Here is a 15,668-nt window from a genome sequence, read left to right on the forward strand (position 1 = left end):
GCGGGTACACCTGAGTCATGGACGATTACGGGGTGACGCAACACAGCGGCGCTGCGCGGGCACGCAGGCGCTGCGGGCTCAGGCCCGGTGATACGGATGGTTGTTCAGGATCGACCAGGCGCGATACAACTGTTCGGCCAGCAGCACGCGCACCATGCCGTGCGGCAAGGTCAGGCTGGACAAGCGGATAAGTCCGTCGCAGCGCGCCTTCAGCGCCGCGTCCAGGCCGTCGGGCCCGCCAATGATGAGGCCCACATCGCGCCCGTCGTCACGCCATGTCTGGAATTGACGGGACAGCTCGACGGTGGTGAGGTCGCGGCCGCGTTCATCGAGCGCCAGCCAGCGGCCGCCCGGTGGCATGGCGGCTTCGATGCGCCGGGCTTCGAGCGCTTCCATCTGCGCCGGCGTCTTGCCGGTGGTGCGCGGCTCCGGTTTGACTTCGCGCAATTCGATCGCAAGGTCGGCCGGCATGCGTTTGGCGTAGTCCGAGAAGGCGTCGTCGACCCAGCCGGGCATGCGGGTGCCGACCGCCACGATGATGAGCTTCATGCCGGAAAAGCGTTACAGAAACGTCTTTTGCTGGGTCTTCTTGCCGCCCCAGATTTCCTCGAGGTTGTAGTACTCGCGGATGGCGGGCTGCATGAGGTGGACGACGATGTCGCCCAGGTCGACCAGCACCCATTCACCGGTGTCTTCACCTTCGGTGGCGATGACGTCCTTGCCGATTTCCTTGGCCTTTTCGCGAACGCTGTTGGCGAGGGCGCGCGTGTGGCGGTTGGACGTGCCGCTGGCGATGATGACGCGGTCGAACAGACCGGTCAGGCGGGTGGTGTCGTAGACCGAGACCTGCTGGGCCTTGACGTCGTCGAGGGCGTCGACGATCGCGTGTTCGAAGAGGGAAATGTCCATGCTTTAAGCCTGATACAGGTGATGAGAGTTGATGTACCGGAGCACCTCGGGGGGAACGAGGTGATCGACCGGCTCGCGCTGCGCGAGCCGCCGCCGGATTTCCGAACCCGACACCGGCATCTCCGGCATAGGCAGGTGGTGCAGGGGGCGGTTGTGCGTGTTCAGGACGCGCTGCAGGGGTTCGGGTGGCCGGGGTTCGCTGCCCGGCCGCGCCGCCACCGCCAGTTCGGCGATCGCAACGATGTCCTGCCAGCGGTGCCAGGTGCAGAAGTTGGCGAGTTGGTCGGCGCCAAGAATCCACACGTACTGGACAGCGGGCCGTTGCTGCGTAGGGTCGAGGTCGACCAGAGCCTGCAACGTATCGACAGTGTAACTGGGGCCGCCCCGGTCGATTTCAATGGTGTTGAGCGCCAGTCCCGGATGACCGTGGATGGCAAGCGACACCATGGCGGCGCGGTGCGTGCTGTCCGCCGTCAACGGCGCGCGTTGCCAGGGCGCCGCCGCCGGGATGAGGTGGACGGCGCCAGCGTCCAGGGTGCGCAGCGCGCATTCGGCAAGGGCGATGTGAGCGTGATGGATGGGGTCGAAACTGCCCCCCAGCAACCCAACCCGTGTGCCGGGGCGGGATGGCGTCAAACCCACTCCCGCGCGGGCAGGAAGTCGTAGATGCGCGCTTCGGCCGACCCGGGTTCGGGCGTCCAGTCGTAGCGCCAGTGCGCCACGGGGGGCATGGACATCAGGATCGATTCGGTGCGCCCGCCCGACTGCAGGCCGAACAGCGTGCCGCGGTCGAAGACCAGGTTGAATTCGACATAACGCCCGCGCCGATAGCACTGGAAGTCGCGTTCGCGCTCGCCATACGGCAGGCCGACACGCTTTTCGACGATGGGCAGGTAGGCCTGCAGGAAGCTGTCGCCCACCGAGCGTGTCATGGCGAATGAATGCTCGAACCCCAACTGGTTGAAATCGTCATAGAAGATGCCGCCGATACCACGCGCTTCCTTGCGATGCTTCAGGTAGAAGTAGGTGTCGCACCACTGCTTGAACTGCGGATACAGTTCAGCGCCCGAGGGGTCGAGCGCGTCCTTGCAGGTCTGGTGGAAGTGGACGGCGTCTTCTTCGAAAGGGTAGTACGGGGTCAGGTCCATGCCGCCGCCGAACCAGAACACGTCGTCGGCCAGCACGCCGTCGCTCGCGTCGGCGCCATCGGCGGGCCTGGGCGCCTTGGCGATGAAGACGCGCACGTTCATGTGTACGGTCGGCACCATGGGGTTGCGCGGGTGCAGCACCAGGGACACGCCCATGGCCTCCCAGGGCCGGCCGGCCAGTTCGGGCCGGTGCGCGCTGGCGGACGGTGGCAGCGTGGCGCCCATGACGTGGCTGAACAGCACACCGCCGCGTTCGAATACGTCGCCGCCTTCGATCAGCCTGGATATGCCGCCGCCGCCTTCCGGCCGCACCCAGGTGTCGGTGCGAAAGGGCTGGCCGCCGATGGCTTCAAGCCCTTCCACGATGCGGCCCTGCAGCCCGGTAAAAAAGTCGTAGGTACGCTGGGTGTCTATCTTCATGCGGGAATCTTCATGCCGTCGTCAGGCTTCCGGCGGCGCGTTGCGGCGCGCGATCGCCCGCCAGCCGATATCGCGGCGGCATTGCATGCCGTCGAAATGGATCGACTGCATCACGTCGTAGGCGCGTTGCTGCGCCAGCTTGACCGAGTCGCCCAGCGCGGTCACGCAGAGCACGCGGCCGCCACTGGTCTTGGCCACGCCGTTCTCGAGCCGCGTGCCGGCATGGAACACCATGGCATCCGGCTGCTCGGGCGGCAGGCCATGAATGGCGTCGCCGCTGCGTGGCGTGTCAGGGTAGTTGTGCGCGGCCATGACCACGCCCAGCGCCGTGCGGCGGTCCCAGTCGATGTTGGCCTTGTCCAGCGTGCCGGCCACGCCGTGCTCGAACACTTCCAGCAGGTCGCTCTTGACGCGCATCATGATGGGCTGCGTTTCGGGATCGCCCATGCGGCAGTTGAATTCCAGGACCTTCGGGCCCTGCGCGCTGATCATCAGGCCGGCATACAAAAAGCCGGTGAACTGGATGCCGTCTTTCGCCATGCCCTGGATGGTCGGCAGGATGACTTCGCGCATGACGCGGCCATGCAGTTCGGGCGTGACCACCGGGGCGGGCGAGTAGGCGCCCATGCCGCCGGTGTTCGGGCCTTCGTCGTTGTCCTTCAGGCGCTTGTGGTCCTGGCTGGTCGCCAGCGGCAGGACGTTGCGGCCATCACAGAGCACGATGAAGCTGGCTTCTTCGCCTTCCAGGAATTCTTCGATCACGACCCGGGCGCCGGCCGCGCCCAGCTTGCCGTCACCCAGCATGCTGTCGATGGCGTCGTGGGCTTCCTGCGCCGTGGCCGCGACGACCACGCCCTTGCCGGCCGCCAGGCCGTCGGCCTTGACCACGATCGGCGCGCCTTCGGCGTCGATGTAGGCATGGGCAAGCGCCGGATCGGTAAAGGTCTGGTACTTGGCGGTCGGGATGTGGTGCCGGACCATGAAGGCCTTGGCAAAGTCCTTGGAGCTTTCAAGCTGCGCGGCCGCTTTGGTGGGGCCGAAAATCTTGAGCCCACGCGCGCGGAACACGTCGACCACGCCGGCGGCCAGGGGGCTTCGGGGCCGACGACCGTCAGCGCGATGCCTTCCTGTTCGACGAAGTCGGCCAGCGCCGACGGGTCGGTGATGTCGACGTTGTGCAGATAGGGATTGAGCGCCGTGCCGCCGTTGCCCGGGGCGACGAACACTTTTGTGCCTTGGCGGACTTGGCCAGTTGCCAGGCGAGGGCGTGTTCACGGCCACCGGAGCCGATAACGAGAAGTTTCATCTTGGCTTACGCGTCCATCACGGCAGTGGTGTAGACCTCCTGGACATCGTCCAGGGATTCGAGGGCATCCAGCAATTTCTGCATTTTTTCGGCGTCGTCGCCGGTCAGGACGGCTTCATTCAGGGCTTTCATGACCACCCCTTCGACTTCGGCCTTGAGACCGGCCTGCTCGAATGCGGCGAGCACGGCGGGGTAGTCGGGCGGCGAGGTGATGACCTCGATCAGGCCTTCTTCATCGGTGATGACGTCTTCGGCGCCAGCTTCCAACGCGACTTCCATCACCTTGTCTTCAGACGTGCCCGGGGCGAACAGGAACTGTCCGCAATGCTTGAACATGAATCCCACGGACCCTTCGGTGCCGAGATTGCCGCCGTTCTTGGCGAACGCATGGCGCACGTCGGCCACGGTGCGGGTGCGGTTGTCGGTCATGCAGTCGACAATGACCGCCGCGCCGTTGATACCGTAGCCTTCGTAGCGGATTTCTTCGTAGTCGGCGCCATCGGCGCCGCCCGCCCCGCGCGTGACCGCCCGCAAGATCGTGTCCTTGGGCATGTTGGTCGCGGTGGCCTTGTCCCAGGCAAGACGCAGCCGGGGGTTGGCATCGGGATCGGGGCCACCGGCGCGCGCGGCGACGGTGACTTCACGGATGATTTTGGTCCACAGCTTGCCGCGTTTGGCGTCTTGGCGCCCTTTGCGGTGCTGAATATTGGCCCATTTGCTGTGTCCGGCCATGGGATTCGCTTGATGTAAGTCGGGGAATCCACCATTTTAGCTTGTACGGCCATTGCCGACGCAAAACTGCTGAATCTGGGTTCGGAAACGACACTCACGGCGTACTTGCCGTGTGCGATCCAGGGCACCGTGGATCTGGCTTCGCCAGTCCACTGGTGCCGCCCCTGGGGAGGCGCGAAGCGCCAACGGGGGCTGATCCCCTGGCTTTGCCAGTCCACTAGTGCCGCCCCTGGGGGAGGCGCGAAGCGCCAAGGGGGCTACCATATACTCGATTTTTCCTCTGCTGAGTCATCCCTCATGGCCGACCCCATCCTGATCGCGAAACACGGCAGTACCGAGGTGTTCCTTCTTCCGGGCATGGCCAATCGGCATGGCTGCATCACGGGGGCGACTGGCACGGGCAAGACCGTCACCTTGCAGGTACTGGCCGAGGCGTTTTCGGCGCAAGGCGTGCCTGTCTTTCTGGCGGACGTGAAGGGCGATCTGACCGGTCTGACCCAGAAGGGCGCGGCATCCCCCAAGCTGACCGAACGGCTTGCGTCGCTGGGCATGGAAACGCCCGTCTGGCACGCGAACCCGGCCACGCTGTGGGACGTGTTCGGTGAGCAGGGGCACCCGGTGCGCGCGACCGTGTCAGACATGGGGCCGCTGCTGCTGGGCCGCATGCTGAACCTGAATGACACCCAGGCCGGCGTGCTGTCCATGGTGTTCCGGATCGCGGACGACAGCGGCATGCTGCTGCTGGACATGAAGGACCTGCGGGCGATGCTGCAGTACGTGGCCGACAACGCGGCGCAGTTCAAGACGCAGTACGGCAACGTGTCGGCGGCGTCGGTAGGCGCGATCCAGCGCGGGCTGCTTGCCCTGGAGGATCAGGGCGGCGACCGGTTCTTTGGCGAGCCCATGCTCAATGTCGACGATCTGATGCAGACCGACGCGCAGGGCCGCGGCATCGTCAACATTCTTGCGGCCGACCGGCTGATGCAGTCGCCCACGCTGTACGCCACGTTCCTGCTGTGGCTGCTGTCGGAACTGTATGAACACCTGCCCGAGGCGGGCGACACCGACAAACCCCGTTTCGTCTTCTTCTTTGATGAAGCGCACCTGCTGTTCAAGGATGCGCCCAAGGCCCTGCTGGACAAGATCGAACAGGTGGTCAGGCTGATCCGGTCCAAGGCGGTCGGCGTGTATTTCGTGACGCAGAACCCGCTGGACATACCGGATACCGTGCTCGGGCAACTGGGCAACCGCATCCAGCACGCCTTGCGGGCGTTCACCCCACGCGATCAGAAGGCGGTGAAGTCGGCGGCGGACACCATGCGGCCGAATCCGGGGCTGGACATCGGCGCCGCGATCACGGAACTGGGCGTGGGCGAAGCGCTGGTATCCGTGCTGGACGAAAAGGGCCGGCCGTGCCCGACCCAACGTGTGTACATCGTGCCGCCCGCCAGCCGCATCGGGCAGGCCACGCCGGAAGAACGGCAGGCGGTGCGCGCCGGCTCGTTGGTCGCGGGGGTGTACGAGACGGCGGTGGACCGCGAGTCGGCGTACGAAACATTGACGCAGCGGGTCGAGGCCGCGCCTGCGGGGGCAGGCAAGGGCGCGCCGGGTTCGGGCCGGGGCAGCGCGTCAACGGGATCGGGAGGGGCGACAGCGTCTCCGATGCCCGTACCCACGGCGGGCGGAAGCGGCGTACCCGGCAGCGCCGACGAGCCCGCTTCCGGCGGCATGATGGATGGCCTGCGCGACGTGCTGTTCGGTACCACCGGGCCGCGCGGGGGACGGCATCCGGGCATGCTTGAGTCGGTCGCCAAAAGTGCCGCCCGGTCGGTGGGCTCCCAAGTGGCCAGGGAAATCACCCGGGGCCTGCTCGGGTCACTGCTGGGCGGGCGCAAAAGGCGGTAGACCGGGTCGTCAGGTCTTGGCCGGGCCACGGCCGCAAGACTGCGGCAAGACCACCGCAAGACCGCTACGAGACATCAAAAGATCACCCCGTGGCCCCTCAACTAAAACCGCCACACAAAAAAACGCCGATCCCGTTGCAGCAGGGATCGGCGTTTTTCATGCAGCAGCAGACAACGCGGTCAATGCGCGCCGCCGCCATCCGCCGGCTTGCCGCTGGGCTTGCCCGGACGTGCGAACCACACCATCGCAATCAGCACCAGGAAGATGATGCCCGACGCGTAGAAGATGTCGGTCACGGCCATCGTTGCCGATTGCGCGCTGATCAGGCTGTTCAGCGACGCCAGCGCCGACTGGGGCGACATGCCGCTGGCCTGCATGCCCTGCAGTGCGCTTTGCGCCACGGCACTGCCCGATGTGATGTTCTCGGTCAGATGCGCATGGTGCATCGACGTGCGGTTTTCCCACAGCGTGGTCGAGATCGACGTGCCGAACGCACCCGCCGTGATCCGGCAGAAGTTCGACAGGCCCGAGGCGCTGGCGATCTTGTCGGGCGGCTGCCCGGCCATCGTCAACGACACCAGTGGCACAAAGAAAGCCGCCATGCCGGCGCCCTGGATCAGGGTCGGGATCAGCAGCGAGTTCATGTCGACCTGCGGCGTGAAATGGCCTCGCATGAAGCTGACGATCGCAAACACGACGAAGGCCGCCGTGACCAGCAGGCGAGGGTCTGTCTTGGCCAGCATCTTGCCCACGATAGGCGTCAGCACGATGGCCAGCAGGCCGACCGGCGCCGTCACCATGCCGGCATCGGTTGCGGTGTAGCCCATCACCGTTTGCAGCCACAAGGGCAGCAGTACGACGTTGCCGAAAAACACGCCATAGGCCACCGACAGGGTGACCGCGCCGACGGTGAAGTTGCGGCCCTTGAACAGACGCAGGTCCACCACCGGATGCCGGTCGGTCAGTTCCCAGATGACGAAGAACACGAACGCCACGAAGGCTACCAGCGCAAGTACCACCACCGTGGTGTTCTCGAACCAGTCCAGTTCCTTGCCTTTGTCCAACATGATCTGGAAGGCGGCCACCCACACCACCAACAACGCGAGCCCGATCGTGTCGATGGGTAGCTTGCGGGTCGGGGATTCGCGCTTGCGGTAGATCATCCAGGTTACCCATGCCGACAGCAGGCCCACGGGGATATTGATGTAGAAGATCCACGGCCAGGAAAAATTGTCGGAGATCCATCCGCCCAGAAGGGGGCCGGCCACCGGCGCCACCAGGGTCGTCATGGCCCACAGGGCCAGCGCGATGCCGGATTTTTCCTTGGGATAGCTGCCCAGCATCAGCGTCTGCGACAGCGGGATCATCGGCCCTGCGACCAGGCCCTGCAGCACCCGGAACGCGATCAACGATTCCAGGTTGGGGGCGAGCCCGCACAGCCACGATGCCAGGATGAACAGCAGCACCGAGCCGACGAACAGCCTGACGGTCCCGAAGCGCTGCGTGAGCCAGCCGGTCAGCGGCAACGCGATGGCATTGGCGACGGCAAAGGACGTGATGACCCAGGTGCCCTGGCTGGTGCTGACGCCAAGGTTGCCCGAAATGGCGGGCAGCGACACGTTGGCGATCGACGTGTCGAGCACGTTCATGAACACCGCGGCCGACAGCGCCAGGGTGCCCAGCGCGCGTGGCATGCCTTCCAGTGGCGGGTAGGACGCCTGACCGGGCGGCTTGGGCGGCTGGGATGCCGCCCGGTCGCCGGGGGCGGCGCCGTCGCGCGGGAAGGAAGCGGTGGAAGAAGCCGTTGTCATGGGGAATCCGTTTGCGGCCAGGCCTTACAACGTGCCGACGGCACGGCGGTTGGCGGCGGTGGCGGTGGTGGACTGGCGCTGTGCCGTGGCGTTGCCGCGGTTGGCCGGCTTGCCGGCAGCGGACGCATGGGCCGATGCCGCGGCACTGCCCTGGCTCACGTCACCCGAACGCTTGCCCAGGTTGTCGGCAATGGTTGCGGCGACCAGCTTGTCGGCGTCTTCCGACGTGTGGTCCAGCGCCGTGGTGCGGTATGCGGTGGCGTTGCGGCTGCCTTCGGACAGTGTCTTGCCGTCGGTCGACGCGACGTCCACTTCGGCCTGCATCGACAGGCCGACGCGCAGCGGATGCGCTTCGACTTCCTTGGGGTCCAGCGCAATGCGCACGGGCAGTCGTTGCACGACCTTGATCCAGTTGCCGGTGGCGTTCTGCGCCGGCAGCAGCGCAAAGGCCGCGCCCGTGCCCGCGCCCAGGCCGGCCACGGTGCCGCGGTATTCCACCTTGGAACCGTAGACGTCTGCCGTCAGTTTGACGGGCTGGCCGATGCGCATCTTGCCCAGTTGCACTTCCTTGAAGTTGGCATCCACCCAGACCTGATCCAGCGGGACGATGGTCATGAGCGGCGTGCCCGGGGCCACGCGCTGGCCGACCTGCACGCTGCGTTTGGCGACATAACCGCTGACCGGCGCGGGCAGGGAAGACCGCGACAGGTTCAGATAGGCTTCGCGCACCTTCGCGGCGGCGCCGAGCACGTTGGGATGCTGTTCGACCGACGTGCCGTCCGTCAGGGCGGTGTTGGTGGCAAGCTGTTCACGCGACGCCACCAGGGCGGCCTTGGCCGACGCGACGGCCGACTTGGCATTGGCCACGGTGGTCTGCGCATGCAGCAGTTCTTCGCCGCTGACGGCGCCCGTGGCGGCCAGTTCTTCCCGCCGCTTCAGGTCGGCCTGGGCGCGCGCCAGGTCGGATTGCGCCTTGTCGATGTCGGCTTGCCGCACCGTGATATTGGCGCCCAGTGCGCCGTTGTTTGCGTACAGCGTACGCACCTGGCGCACGGTCTGCGCCAGGGCGGCCTGGGCCTGGTCCAGTGCGACCTGGGCATCGGCGCGGTCCAGCTGCACCAGCACCTGGCCGGCCTTGACGAAGTCGGTGTCATCGGCATTGATTGCCGACACCGTGCTTGCGATCTGCGGCGTGATCTGCACCAGATTGCCCTGCACATAGGCATCGTCGGTGTCTTCGAAATGCCGGGCCACGACGGCCCAGTAGGCGCCATAGCCAATCGCGCACAGGACAAACACGCCGGCGGCGGTCAGCAGCAGCCGCTTGCGTTTGGGGTTGGACGCCGGTGCGGCGTTGGGAGTCTGAGCGTTTTCCATGGAAAGCCTCGGTGTTCGATAAATAGATAATTGTGGTGATGAGGGCGTCGGCGCGGCATCAGCGCTGGGTAGCCGCAACAGCGGCCGGGGGCAGGGCGGTCAGGCTGTCGGGCAGCGCCACGCCGCCCCCCAGCGCGCGCGCCAGGGCCACATCCAGCGTGAAGGCGCGCGCCTGCAGGTCGGTGTCGAGCCGTTCCTGCGCCAGCACGGTGCTCTGCGCCGTCAGGACGGTCAGGTAGTTGCCCAGCCCGGCCTTGTATCGTTGCAGCGCCAGGTTGTAGGCCTCCTGCGTGGCTTGCCGTGCCTGGCGCTGTTCGTCGGCCTGGCGGCTCAGGGCGCGGATCGAATCCAGGGTATCGCTGACTTCGTGCACGGCATCGATCACCGCCTGGTTGTAGCTGGCGATGGCCAGGTCGATGTCCGCCTGCCGGCCCTGCAGGTTGGCGTTCAGGCGGCCGCCTTCAAAGATCGGAAGCGTGATGGCCGGACCGAACCCGAAAATGCTGCTGCCGCCTTCGAACAGCTTGGGAAAGCCGAGCGACGACACGCCGGCAAAGGCCGAGATATTGATGTCGGGATAGAAGGCGGCCTTGGCCACGTCAACGTTGCGCTGCGCGGCTTCGACGCGCCAGCGGGCCGCAACGATCTCCGCACGATGACCGACCAGGGACAGCGGCACATTGGCCGGCGCGGCGTACGACGGCGCGGCCAGCCGTACCGGCTGCAGACCGGCCACGCGGTCCGGACCGGCGCCCAGCAGCGCGGCCAGCTGATTGCGTTGCAAGGCGATGGCTTCATCCACCTGCGCGCTGTCGGCGCGGGCCTGGGCCAGCAGCGATTCGGCCTGTTTGACCTCGACCCGCGTGTCGATGCCATTACGGAAGCGTTGCTGGGTCAGGTCGAACACCCCCCGCGCTGCGTGATCGCGTCTTCCAGGACCGCGTGTTGCGCAAACAGGCGTTGCAGATTGAAGTACGACGCGGCCACCGAACTCATCAGCACATTGCGGGCGGCATGGGTCTCGGCTTCGGCGGCGCGCGATTCCGACAGCGCCGCCTTGAGCGCCGACCCGTTGCGATTCCAGAAGTCGAAGTCGTAGCTCAGGTTCAAGGCCAGCCGCGCATCGGTGCGGATCTCGCCACCCAGCGGCGGCGGAACAATGCCGTTTTCGGTGTAGCGCTGCCGGGTGGCGGTCGCCGTAGCATTGGCCTGGGGATACAGGGCCGCGTTGGCGGAACGGGCGTTGGCACCGGCGCGCGCCAGGCGGGCCTGCGCGGTCACCAGGCTGGGACTGCCGGTCACGGCATCGGCAATCAACGCGTTCAGCTGCGGATCGTCATACCGCTGCCACCACTGCTGATCGGGCCACTGCATGGCGGGCGCATCCTGGGCGCCCAAGGCCGCGACGTCGATAGGCCGGCTCGTGCTGCCGTTCGGGTCCATCTGGGCGCAAGCCGCCAGAGCGATCAGCAGCGGCGCGAGAAAGAATGATTTCATGGCGTAGTCTTACAGGAAGCTGAATATTGTTGTTTAGTCTGTAACTGCCTAGGCAGTAAATTAATCGCAAGACGGACCTTGCAGCCCGGCACGATCAGGTTGCGGGAGCTTCCCCGTTGGCGATCATCCGTCGCAAGAAGCCCTTGAACTGCTCGATCTCGTCCGGATCGAAACCACGGGTCAGGCGCGCCATGACAGCTTCCAGCAATTCAGGAATCTGAAGGGCCACCTGCCGGCCTTCCGGCGTCAGCTCCAGCTTGATGACTCGCCGGTCTTCCACGCTGCGCACCCGCCGCAGCAGACCCTTGCTTTCCAGCCGGTCCAGCATGCGCGTGACGGCACCCGTGTCCGCACAGGCCTGCCGTGCCAGATCGGCGGCGGTGTCGCCCATGCCCATCGCCAGCATCATCAACGGCCGCCACTGCATCGCGGTCAGATCGATGGGCGTCATTTCGGTATCGACGGCGCGCTGCAGCAGCAGGTGGGCCTGCTTGATCATGTAGCCGACACTGTCGTCGGGGTTGTAGCGGCTGAGCGACTCGCGCAGCTGGGCGTCGTCGTCGAGGGGAGTGATGAGGGATGGCTTGTCCATGGCAAGCATTATTGTTGCCTAGGCAGTGATTGTCAAGGCAGTTGCTGTCACGCCAATAATTTTCAGCTGGCCGTCAGGTGGGCGAAGCGCTGGACCGCCGTCACGGGGCGCGGTGACGGCGCGCAGTTGAAGCGGAAGGCTATACCAGGTGCCGCCGCGCCAGTTCGCTTTTCAGGTACGCGTAATAGATCGGCGCAGCCACGAGTCCGGGTACGCCAAAGGCCGCTTCCAGTATCAGCATGGCAAGCAGTATTTCCCACGAGCTTGCCTGGATGCGCGCGCCGACGATCCTGGCATTCAGGAAGTATTCGAGCTTGTGGATCAGGATCAGGAACACCAGTGCCGCAATGCCCACCGACAGCGATACCGACACGCCCACCAGCACGATCAGGGTGTTGGAGATCAGGTTGCCCACAACGGGCAGCAGCCCGACCACGAAGGTCACCAGCACCAGCGTCTTGCTCAAAGGCAGCCTGACGCCGAACAGCGGCAAGGCGACCAGCAGGAACAAGGCCGTGAATGCGGTGTTCAGCAACGAGATGCGCACTTGCGCAAACACGACGCGCTGGAACGCATTGCTCAGAAGCTCGGCGCGGCCGCCCAGCTCCAGCGCCAGAGGCTTGCGCACATGGCCGGGCTGCGTCTGCTGCAAGGCGATCATCGCGCCCAGCACCATGCCGATCAGCAGGTGGACGAAGGCGGTAATCGCCTCCTTGCCTGCCACCTGCAGCTGCTGTGTGTGCTCGGTGACCCAGTCGGTCACCGTGGCGCGAATCTCGGCCGGGTTGTCGGGCAGGTAGTCGACGACAAAGCCCGGCAACTGCAACCGGGCCTGGGCAATGATGGCGGTCAGCCTGTCGTACAGCATGGGCAGCCGCGCGGCTTCGCTGCGCATGAACGCCACGCCCGCCAGCACGGCGGCGGTCAGCAAGCCGATGATGACGGCCGCCAGGAACGCCACGGCGATCAGCCTGGCGCGTTCGTCGGAAAACCGCCGCTGCATCAGCGGCGCCAGCGTGTGCACCAGTTGGTAGACCAGCAGTCCGGCCAGCAAGGCCAGCAGCAGGTGCAGGTGCAGGATCCCGATCAGGCCGATGGCCATGATCGCCCAGCTGGCGAACAGACACAGCTGCGGGGTGTCGAAACGGCGTGCCTGCGGGCTCGGGATCATGAAGTGGGGAGTCGTGGATCAGTGCTTGGTGCCGAACAGGCGGTCGCCGGCATCACCCAGGCCCGGCACGATGTAGGCGTTTTCGTCCAGATGGTCGTCCAGCGCCGCGACGTAGATCGGCACGTCGGGGTGAAGATCGCAATAGACCTTCATGCCTTCTGGAGATGCGACGAGTGCGAGGAACAGGATGTCGGAGGCGGGCACGCCGCGCTTCTTCAATACATCCACGGCATGCGCCGCGGAATAGCCGGTGCCGATCATGGGGTCGCACAGAATGAAGGTGCGGCCTTCGACTTCGGGCAGGCGCACCAGATATTCGACCGGCCGCAGGTCGGCATCGCGGTACAGGCCGATATGGCCGATGCGGGCCGATGGCACCAGGTCCAGCAGACCGTCTGCCATGCCGATGCCCGCACGCAGCACCGGCACCACGGCCAGTTTCTTGCCGGCGATCACCGGGGCATCCATGGTCGTCATGGGCGTCTCGACCTGGCGGGTGGTGAGCGGCAGATTGCGCGTCACGTCATATCCCATCAGCAAGGTCAGCTCGCGCAGCAACTGGCGAAACGTCCGGGTCGACGTCTCTTTGTCACGCATCAACGTGAGTTTGTGCTGGATCAACGGGTGATCCAGGATGAACATATTCGGGAAGCGGGGATCTGTCTTCATGGGCTACCTGGCAAGTCGTGCTGGGCGGCCGCATCGGATGGATGAGCGGCCGGCATTCACGGGGATTGTATGCGTGCGTTTAGAATCGCAGGTATCCAAATCGAGGAGTAACCCATGCCCAAGGCAATTCGTATCGACGCGTACGGTGGCCCCGAAGTACTGAAGCTGGTCGAGGTCGATGTACCCAAGCCGGAAGCTGGCGAGGTCCGTATCCGTCAACATGCCGTGGGCCTGAACTTCATCGACATCTACTATCGCACCGGTCTGTACAAAGGTTCGCTGCCGTCCGGCCTGGGGTTCGAGGGCGCTGGCGTAGTGGATGCGGTGGGCCCGCGCGTCCGGCATCTGAAGGTGGGAGATCGGGTCGCCTACGGCCAGAGCCCGCTGGGCGCCTACGCCGAAGTGCGCAATATGCCGGCCGCGCAGGTCGTCAAGCTGCCCGACGGCATCAGCTTCGAAGAAGGCGCGGCCATCATGCTCAAGGGCCTGACCGCCCAATACCTGTTCCGCCAGACCTATCGCCTGCAGGGCAATGAAACAATCCTGTTCCATGCCGCCGCGGGTGGCGTGGGCCTGATCGCGTGCCAGTGGGCCAAGGCGCTGGGCGTCAAGATGATCGGCACGGCGTCCACCCCGGAAAAGGCGGCGCTGGCCAAGGCCAACGGCGCCTGGGCCGTGATCGACTACAGCAAGGAAAACGTGGTCGAGCGGGTGCTGGAATTGACCAAGGGCAAGAAGGTGCCGGTGGTGTATGACGGCGTGGGCAAGGACACCTGGGAAACGTCGCTGGACTGCCTGCAGCAGCGCGGCCTGATGGTGAGCTTCGGCAACGCGTCCGGCCCGGTGACCGGTGTGAACCTGGGTATCCTTGCGCAGAAGGGCTCGCTGTTCGTGACCCGGCCGATGGTGGGCCACCACGTGAACACCCAGGAAAAGATGCAGGCGGCCGCCGACGACCTGTTCGCGCTGGTGCTGGCCAGGAAGATCAAGGTCCGCATCGAACAGCGGTTCCGCCTGGAAAACATTGGCGAGGCGCACGAAGCGCTCGCCGCCAGAAAAACGACGGGTTCGACGGTGCTGACGCTGGACTGATGTGCTCAGTCCGCCGCCACCCGCCCGTAAAAGGACGTCACCATGAAATGGGTCATCATCGCGCTGTATCTCGGCTGCATTGCCTACGTGCATTTGCGCGGCCGGGTGCGGCTGCGTTTCTTTCGCCAGCTGTTCGATCATTCGTCGATCGTCGCGCCGATCAATGTATTCATGTACATGTTCTCGCGCGTGCCAGCCATTCCGTACATTCCGGCTGACCGGTTGCCGGCGCTCAAGGCGCTGGACGACAACTGGGAGATCATTCGCGACGAAGCCGTGAACCTGCGCGAGGCGCAGCGCATCCGCGCCGCCGCCAAGAACAATGACGCGGGTTTCAATTCTTTCTTCAAGTCAGGCTGGAAACGGTTCTATTTGAAGTGGTATGAGGCCGAGCACCCGTCGGCGGGCGAGTTCTGCCCCCGCACGGTGGAGATCCTGCGCGGGATCCCCGAGGTCAAGGCGGCGATGTTCGCGGAATTGCCCCCGGGCGCGACTCTGAACAAGCACCGGGATCCGTTTGCCGGGTCGCTGCGATATCACCTGGGACTCGAAACGCCCAACGATGACCGCTGCTTCATCGAGGTCGATGGCCAGCGCTACAGCTGGCGCGATGGCGAAAGCGTGGTGTTCGACGAGACCTTCATCCACTGGGCGCAGAACGGGTCCGACAAGGATCGCATCATCCTGTTCTGCGACGTGGAGCGCCCGCTCAAGACGCGCTGGGCGCAGGCCTTCAACCACTGGTTCGGCCGCAAGGTCATGACGGCGGCCAGCTCGCCCAATGAGGACGGCGACAAGACCGGGGTCATCAACAAGCTGTTTTATGTCGTGTGGGTGGGCGGGCAGTATCGGCGCAAGCTGAAGAACTGGAACCGCACGGTGTATCACCTGACGAAGGCGGCGCTGATCGTGGGCGTGGTGGCGCTGATCATCGCGATCTGATCGCACCGTCCGGACTTCGGTCGGGAATACAGCAGGGGTCGTATACAGCAAGGGTCGCCGTGTGCGGCCCTTTTTCCTGTCCGCGCGTGCACCATGG

At 65.3% G+C, this 15,668-nt stretch carries 14 protein-coding genes and 2 pseudogenes; 3 read left to right on the forward strand and 13 right to left on the reverse strand.

Annotated elements, in window-relative coordinates; all coding sequences use genetic code 11:
• Nucleotides 1-78: 78 nt before the first annotated feature.
• The 6 genes and pseudogenes from rlmH to ACNANG_RS20790 form a co-directional block, all read right to left on the reverse strand.
• Nucleotides 79-549, reverse strand: coding sequence for a 23S rRNA (pseudouridine(1915)-N(3))-methyltransferase RlmH (gene rlmH / locus ACNANG_RS20765; protein WP_420224603.1), 471 nt, complete (start codon nucleotides 547-549; stop codon nucleotides 79-81).
• A gap of 24 nt (nucleotides 550-573) precedes the next feature.
• A pseudogene (gene rsfS, locus ACNANG_RS20770) lies at nucleotides 574-909 on the reverse strand (ribosome silencing factor); the annotation flags it as partial.
• A gap of 3 nt (nucleotides 910-912) precedes the next feature.
• The gene (gene nadD / locus ACNANG_RS20775) at nucleotides 913-1,545 is read right to left on the reverse strand and encodes a nicotinate (nicotinamide) nucleotide adenylyltransferase (RefSeq protein ID WP_420224604.1); all 633 of its coding nucleotides are present in this window, start codon (nucleotides 1,543-1,545) and stop codon (nucleotides 913-915) included.
• Entirely contained in the window at nucleotides 1,542-2,477 is a 936-nt protein-coding gene (gene hemF / locus ACNANG_RS20780; protein ID WP_420224605.1) for an oxygen-dependent coproporphyrinogen oxidase, read from the reverse strand. Before hemF ends, nadD begins: the two co-directional genes overlap by 4 nt.
• Nucleotides 2,478-2,498: 21 nt before the next feature.
• A pseudogene (purD, locus tag ACNANG_RS20785) lies at nucleotides 2,499-3,783 on the reverse strand (phosphoribosylamine--glycine ligase).
• A gap of 6 nt (nucleotides 3,784-3,789) precedes the next feature.
• Nucleotides 3,790-4,515, reverse strand: a complete 726-nt coding sequence (locus ACNANG_RS20790) for a YebC/PmpR family DNA-binding transcriptional regulator (RefSeq protein WP_420224606.1) — start codon at nucleotides 4,513-4,515, stop codon at nucleotides 3,790-3,792.
• A 297-nt stretch (nucleotides 4,516-4,812) separates the two neighbouring features.
• On the opposite strand from ACNANG_RS20790, the gene ACNANG_RS20795 reads away from it, so the two are divergent.
• Nucleotides 4,813-6,420 (forward strand): helicase HerA-like C-terminal domain-containing protein, encoded by a 1,608-nt coding sequence (locus tag ACNANG_RS20795; protein WP_420224607.1) that lies wholly within the window; start codon nucleotides 4,813-4,815, stop codon nucleotides 6,418-6,420.
• Between the two features lie 179 nt (nucleotides 6,421-6,599).
• Here the strand turns inward: ACNANG_RS20795 and ACNANG_RS20800 are convergent, their stop codons facing one another.
• From ACNANG_RS20800 to upp, 7 genes are all read right to left on the reverse strand, one after another.
• Nucleotides 6,600-8,231 carry a DHA2 family efflux MFS transporter permease subunit gene (locus ACNANG_RS20800; RefSeq protein ID WP_420224608.1) on the reverse strand — a complete coding sequence of 544 codons (1,632 nt, stop codon included), beginning with the start codon at nucleotides 8,229-8,231 and terminating at the stop codon, nucleotides 6,600-6,602.
• A gap of 24 nt (nucleotides 8,232-8,255) precedes the next feature.
• Nucleotides 8,256-9,608 carry an efflux RND transporter periplasmic adaptor subunit gene (locus ACNANG_RS20805; protein WP_420224609.1) on the reverse strand — a complete coding sequence of 451 codons (1,353 nt, stop codon included), beginning with the start codon at nucleotides 9,606-9,608 and terminating at the stop codon, nucleotides 8,256-8,258.
• A 58-nt stretch (nucleotides 9,609-9,666) separates the two neighbouring features.
• Nucleotides 9,667-10,515: an efflux transporter outer membrane subunit gene (locus ACNANG_RS20810; protein WP_420224610.1), complete on the reverse strand. Its 849-nt coding sequence runs from the start codon at nucleotides 10,513-10,515 to the stop codon at nucleotides 9,667-9,669.
• Nucleotides 10,503-11,105, reverse strand: a complete 603-nt coding sequence (locus ACNANG_RS20815; protein WP_420224611.1) for a TolC family protein — start codon at nucleotides 11,103-11,105, stop codon at nucleotides 10,503-10,505. Before ACNANG_RS20815 ends, ACNANG_RS20810 begins: the two co-directional genes overlap by 13 nt.
• A gap of 94 nt (nucleotides 11,106-11,199) precedes the next feature.
• The gene (locus ACNANG_RS20820; protein ID WP_420224612.1) at nucleotides 11,200-11,697 is read right to left on the reverse strand and encodes a MarR family winged helix-turn-helix transcriptional regulator; all 498 of its coding nucleotides are present in this window, start codon (nucleotides 11,695-11,697) and stop codon (nucleotides 11,200-11,202) included.
• A gap of 139 nt (nucleotides 11,698-11,836) precedes the next feature.
• Entirely contained in the window at nucleotides 11,837-12,868 is a 1,032-nt protein-coding gene (locus ACNANG_RS20825; protein ID WP_420224613.1) for an AI-2E family transporter, read from the reverse strand.
• Nucleotides 12,869-12,886: 18 nt separating this feature from the next.
• Complete coding sequence (upp, locus tag ACNANG_RS20830; RefSeq protein WP_420224614.1) at nucleotides 12,887-13,537, reverse strand: uracil phosphoribosyltransferase; 651 nt, start codon at nucleotides 13,535-13,537, stop codon at nucleotides 12,887-12,889.
• Between the two features lie 114 nt (nucleotides 13,538-13,651).
• Here upp and ACNANG_RS20835 point away from each other — a divergent pair, with 114 nt between their 5' ends.
• Nucleotides 13,652-14,629: a quinone oxidoreductase family protein gene (locus tag ACNANG_RS20835; protein WP_420224615.1), complete on the forward strand. Its 978-nt coding sequence runs from the start codon at nucleotides 13,652-13,654 to the stop codon at nucleotides 14,627-14,629.
• Nucleotides 14,630-14,671: 42 nt separating this feature from the next.
• The gene (lpxO, locus tag ACNANG_RS20840; RefSeq protein ID WP_420224616.1) at nucleotides 14,672-15,571 is read left to right on the forward strand and encodes a lipid A hydroxylase LpxO; all 900 of its coding nucleotides are present in this window, start codon (nucleotides 14,672-14,674) and stop codon (nucleotides 15,569-15,571) included.
• Nucleotides 15,572-15,668 lie beyond the last annotated feature (97 nt).

This window comes from Pigmentiphaga litoralis, assembly GCF_048632615.1.
Taxonomy (GTDB): domain Bacteria; phylum Pseudomonadota; class Gammaproteobacteria; order Burkholderiales; family Burkholderiaceae_B; genus Pigmentiphaga; species Pigmentiphaga litoralis_B.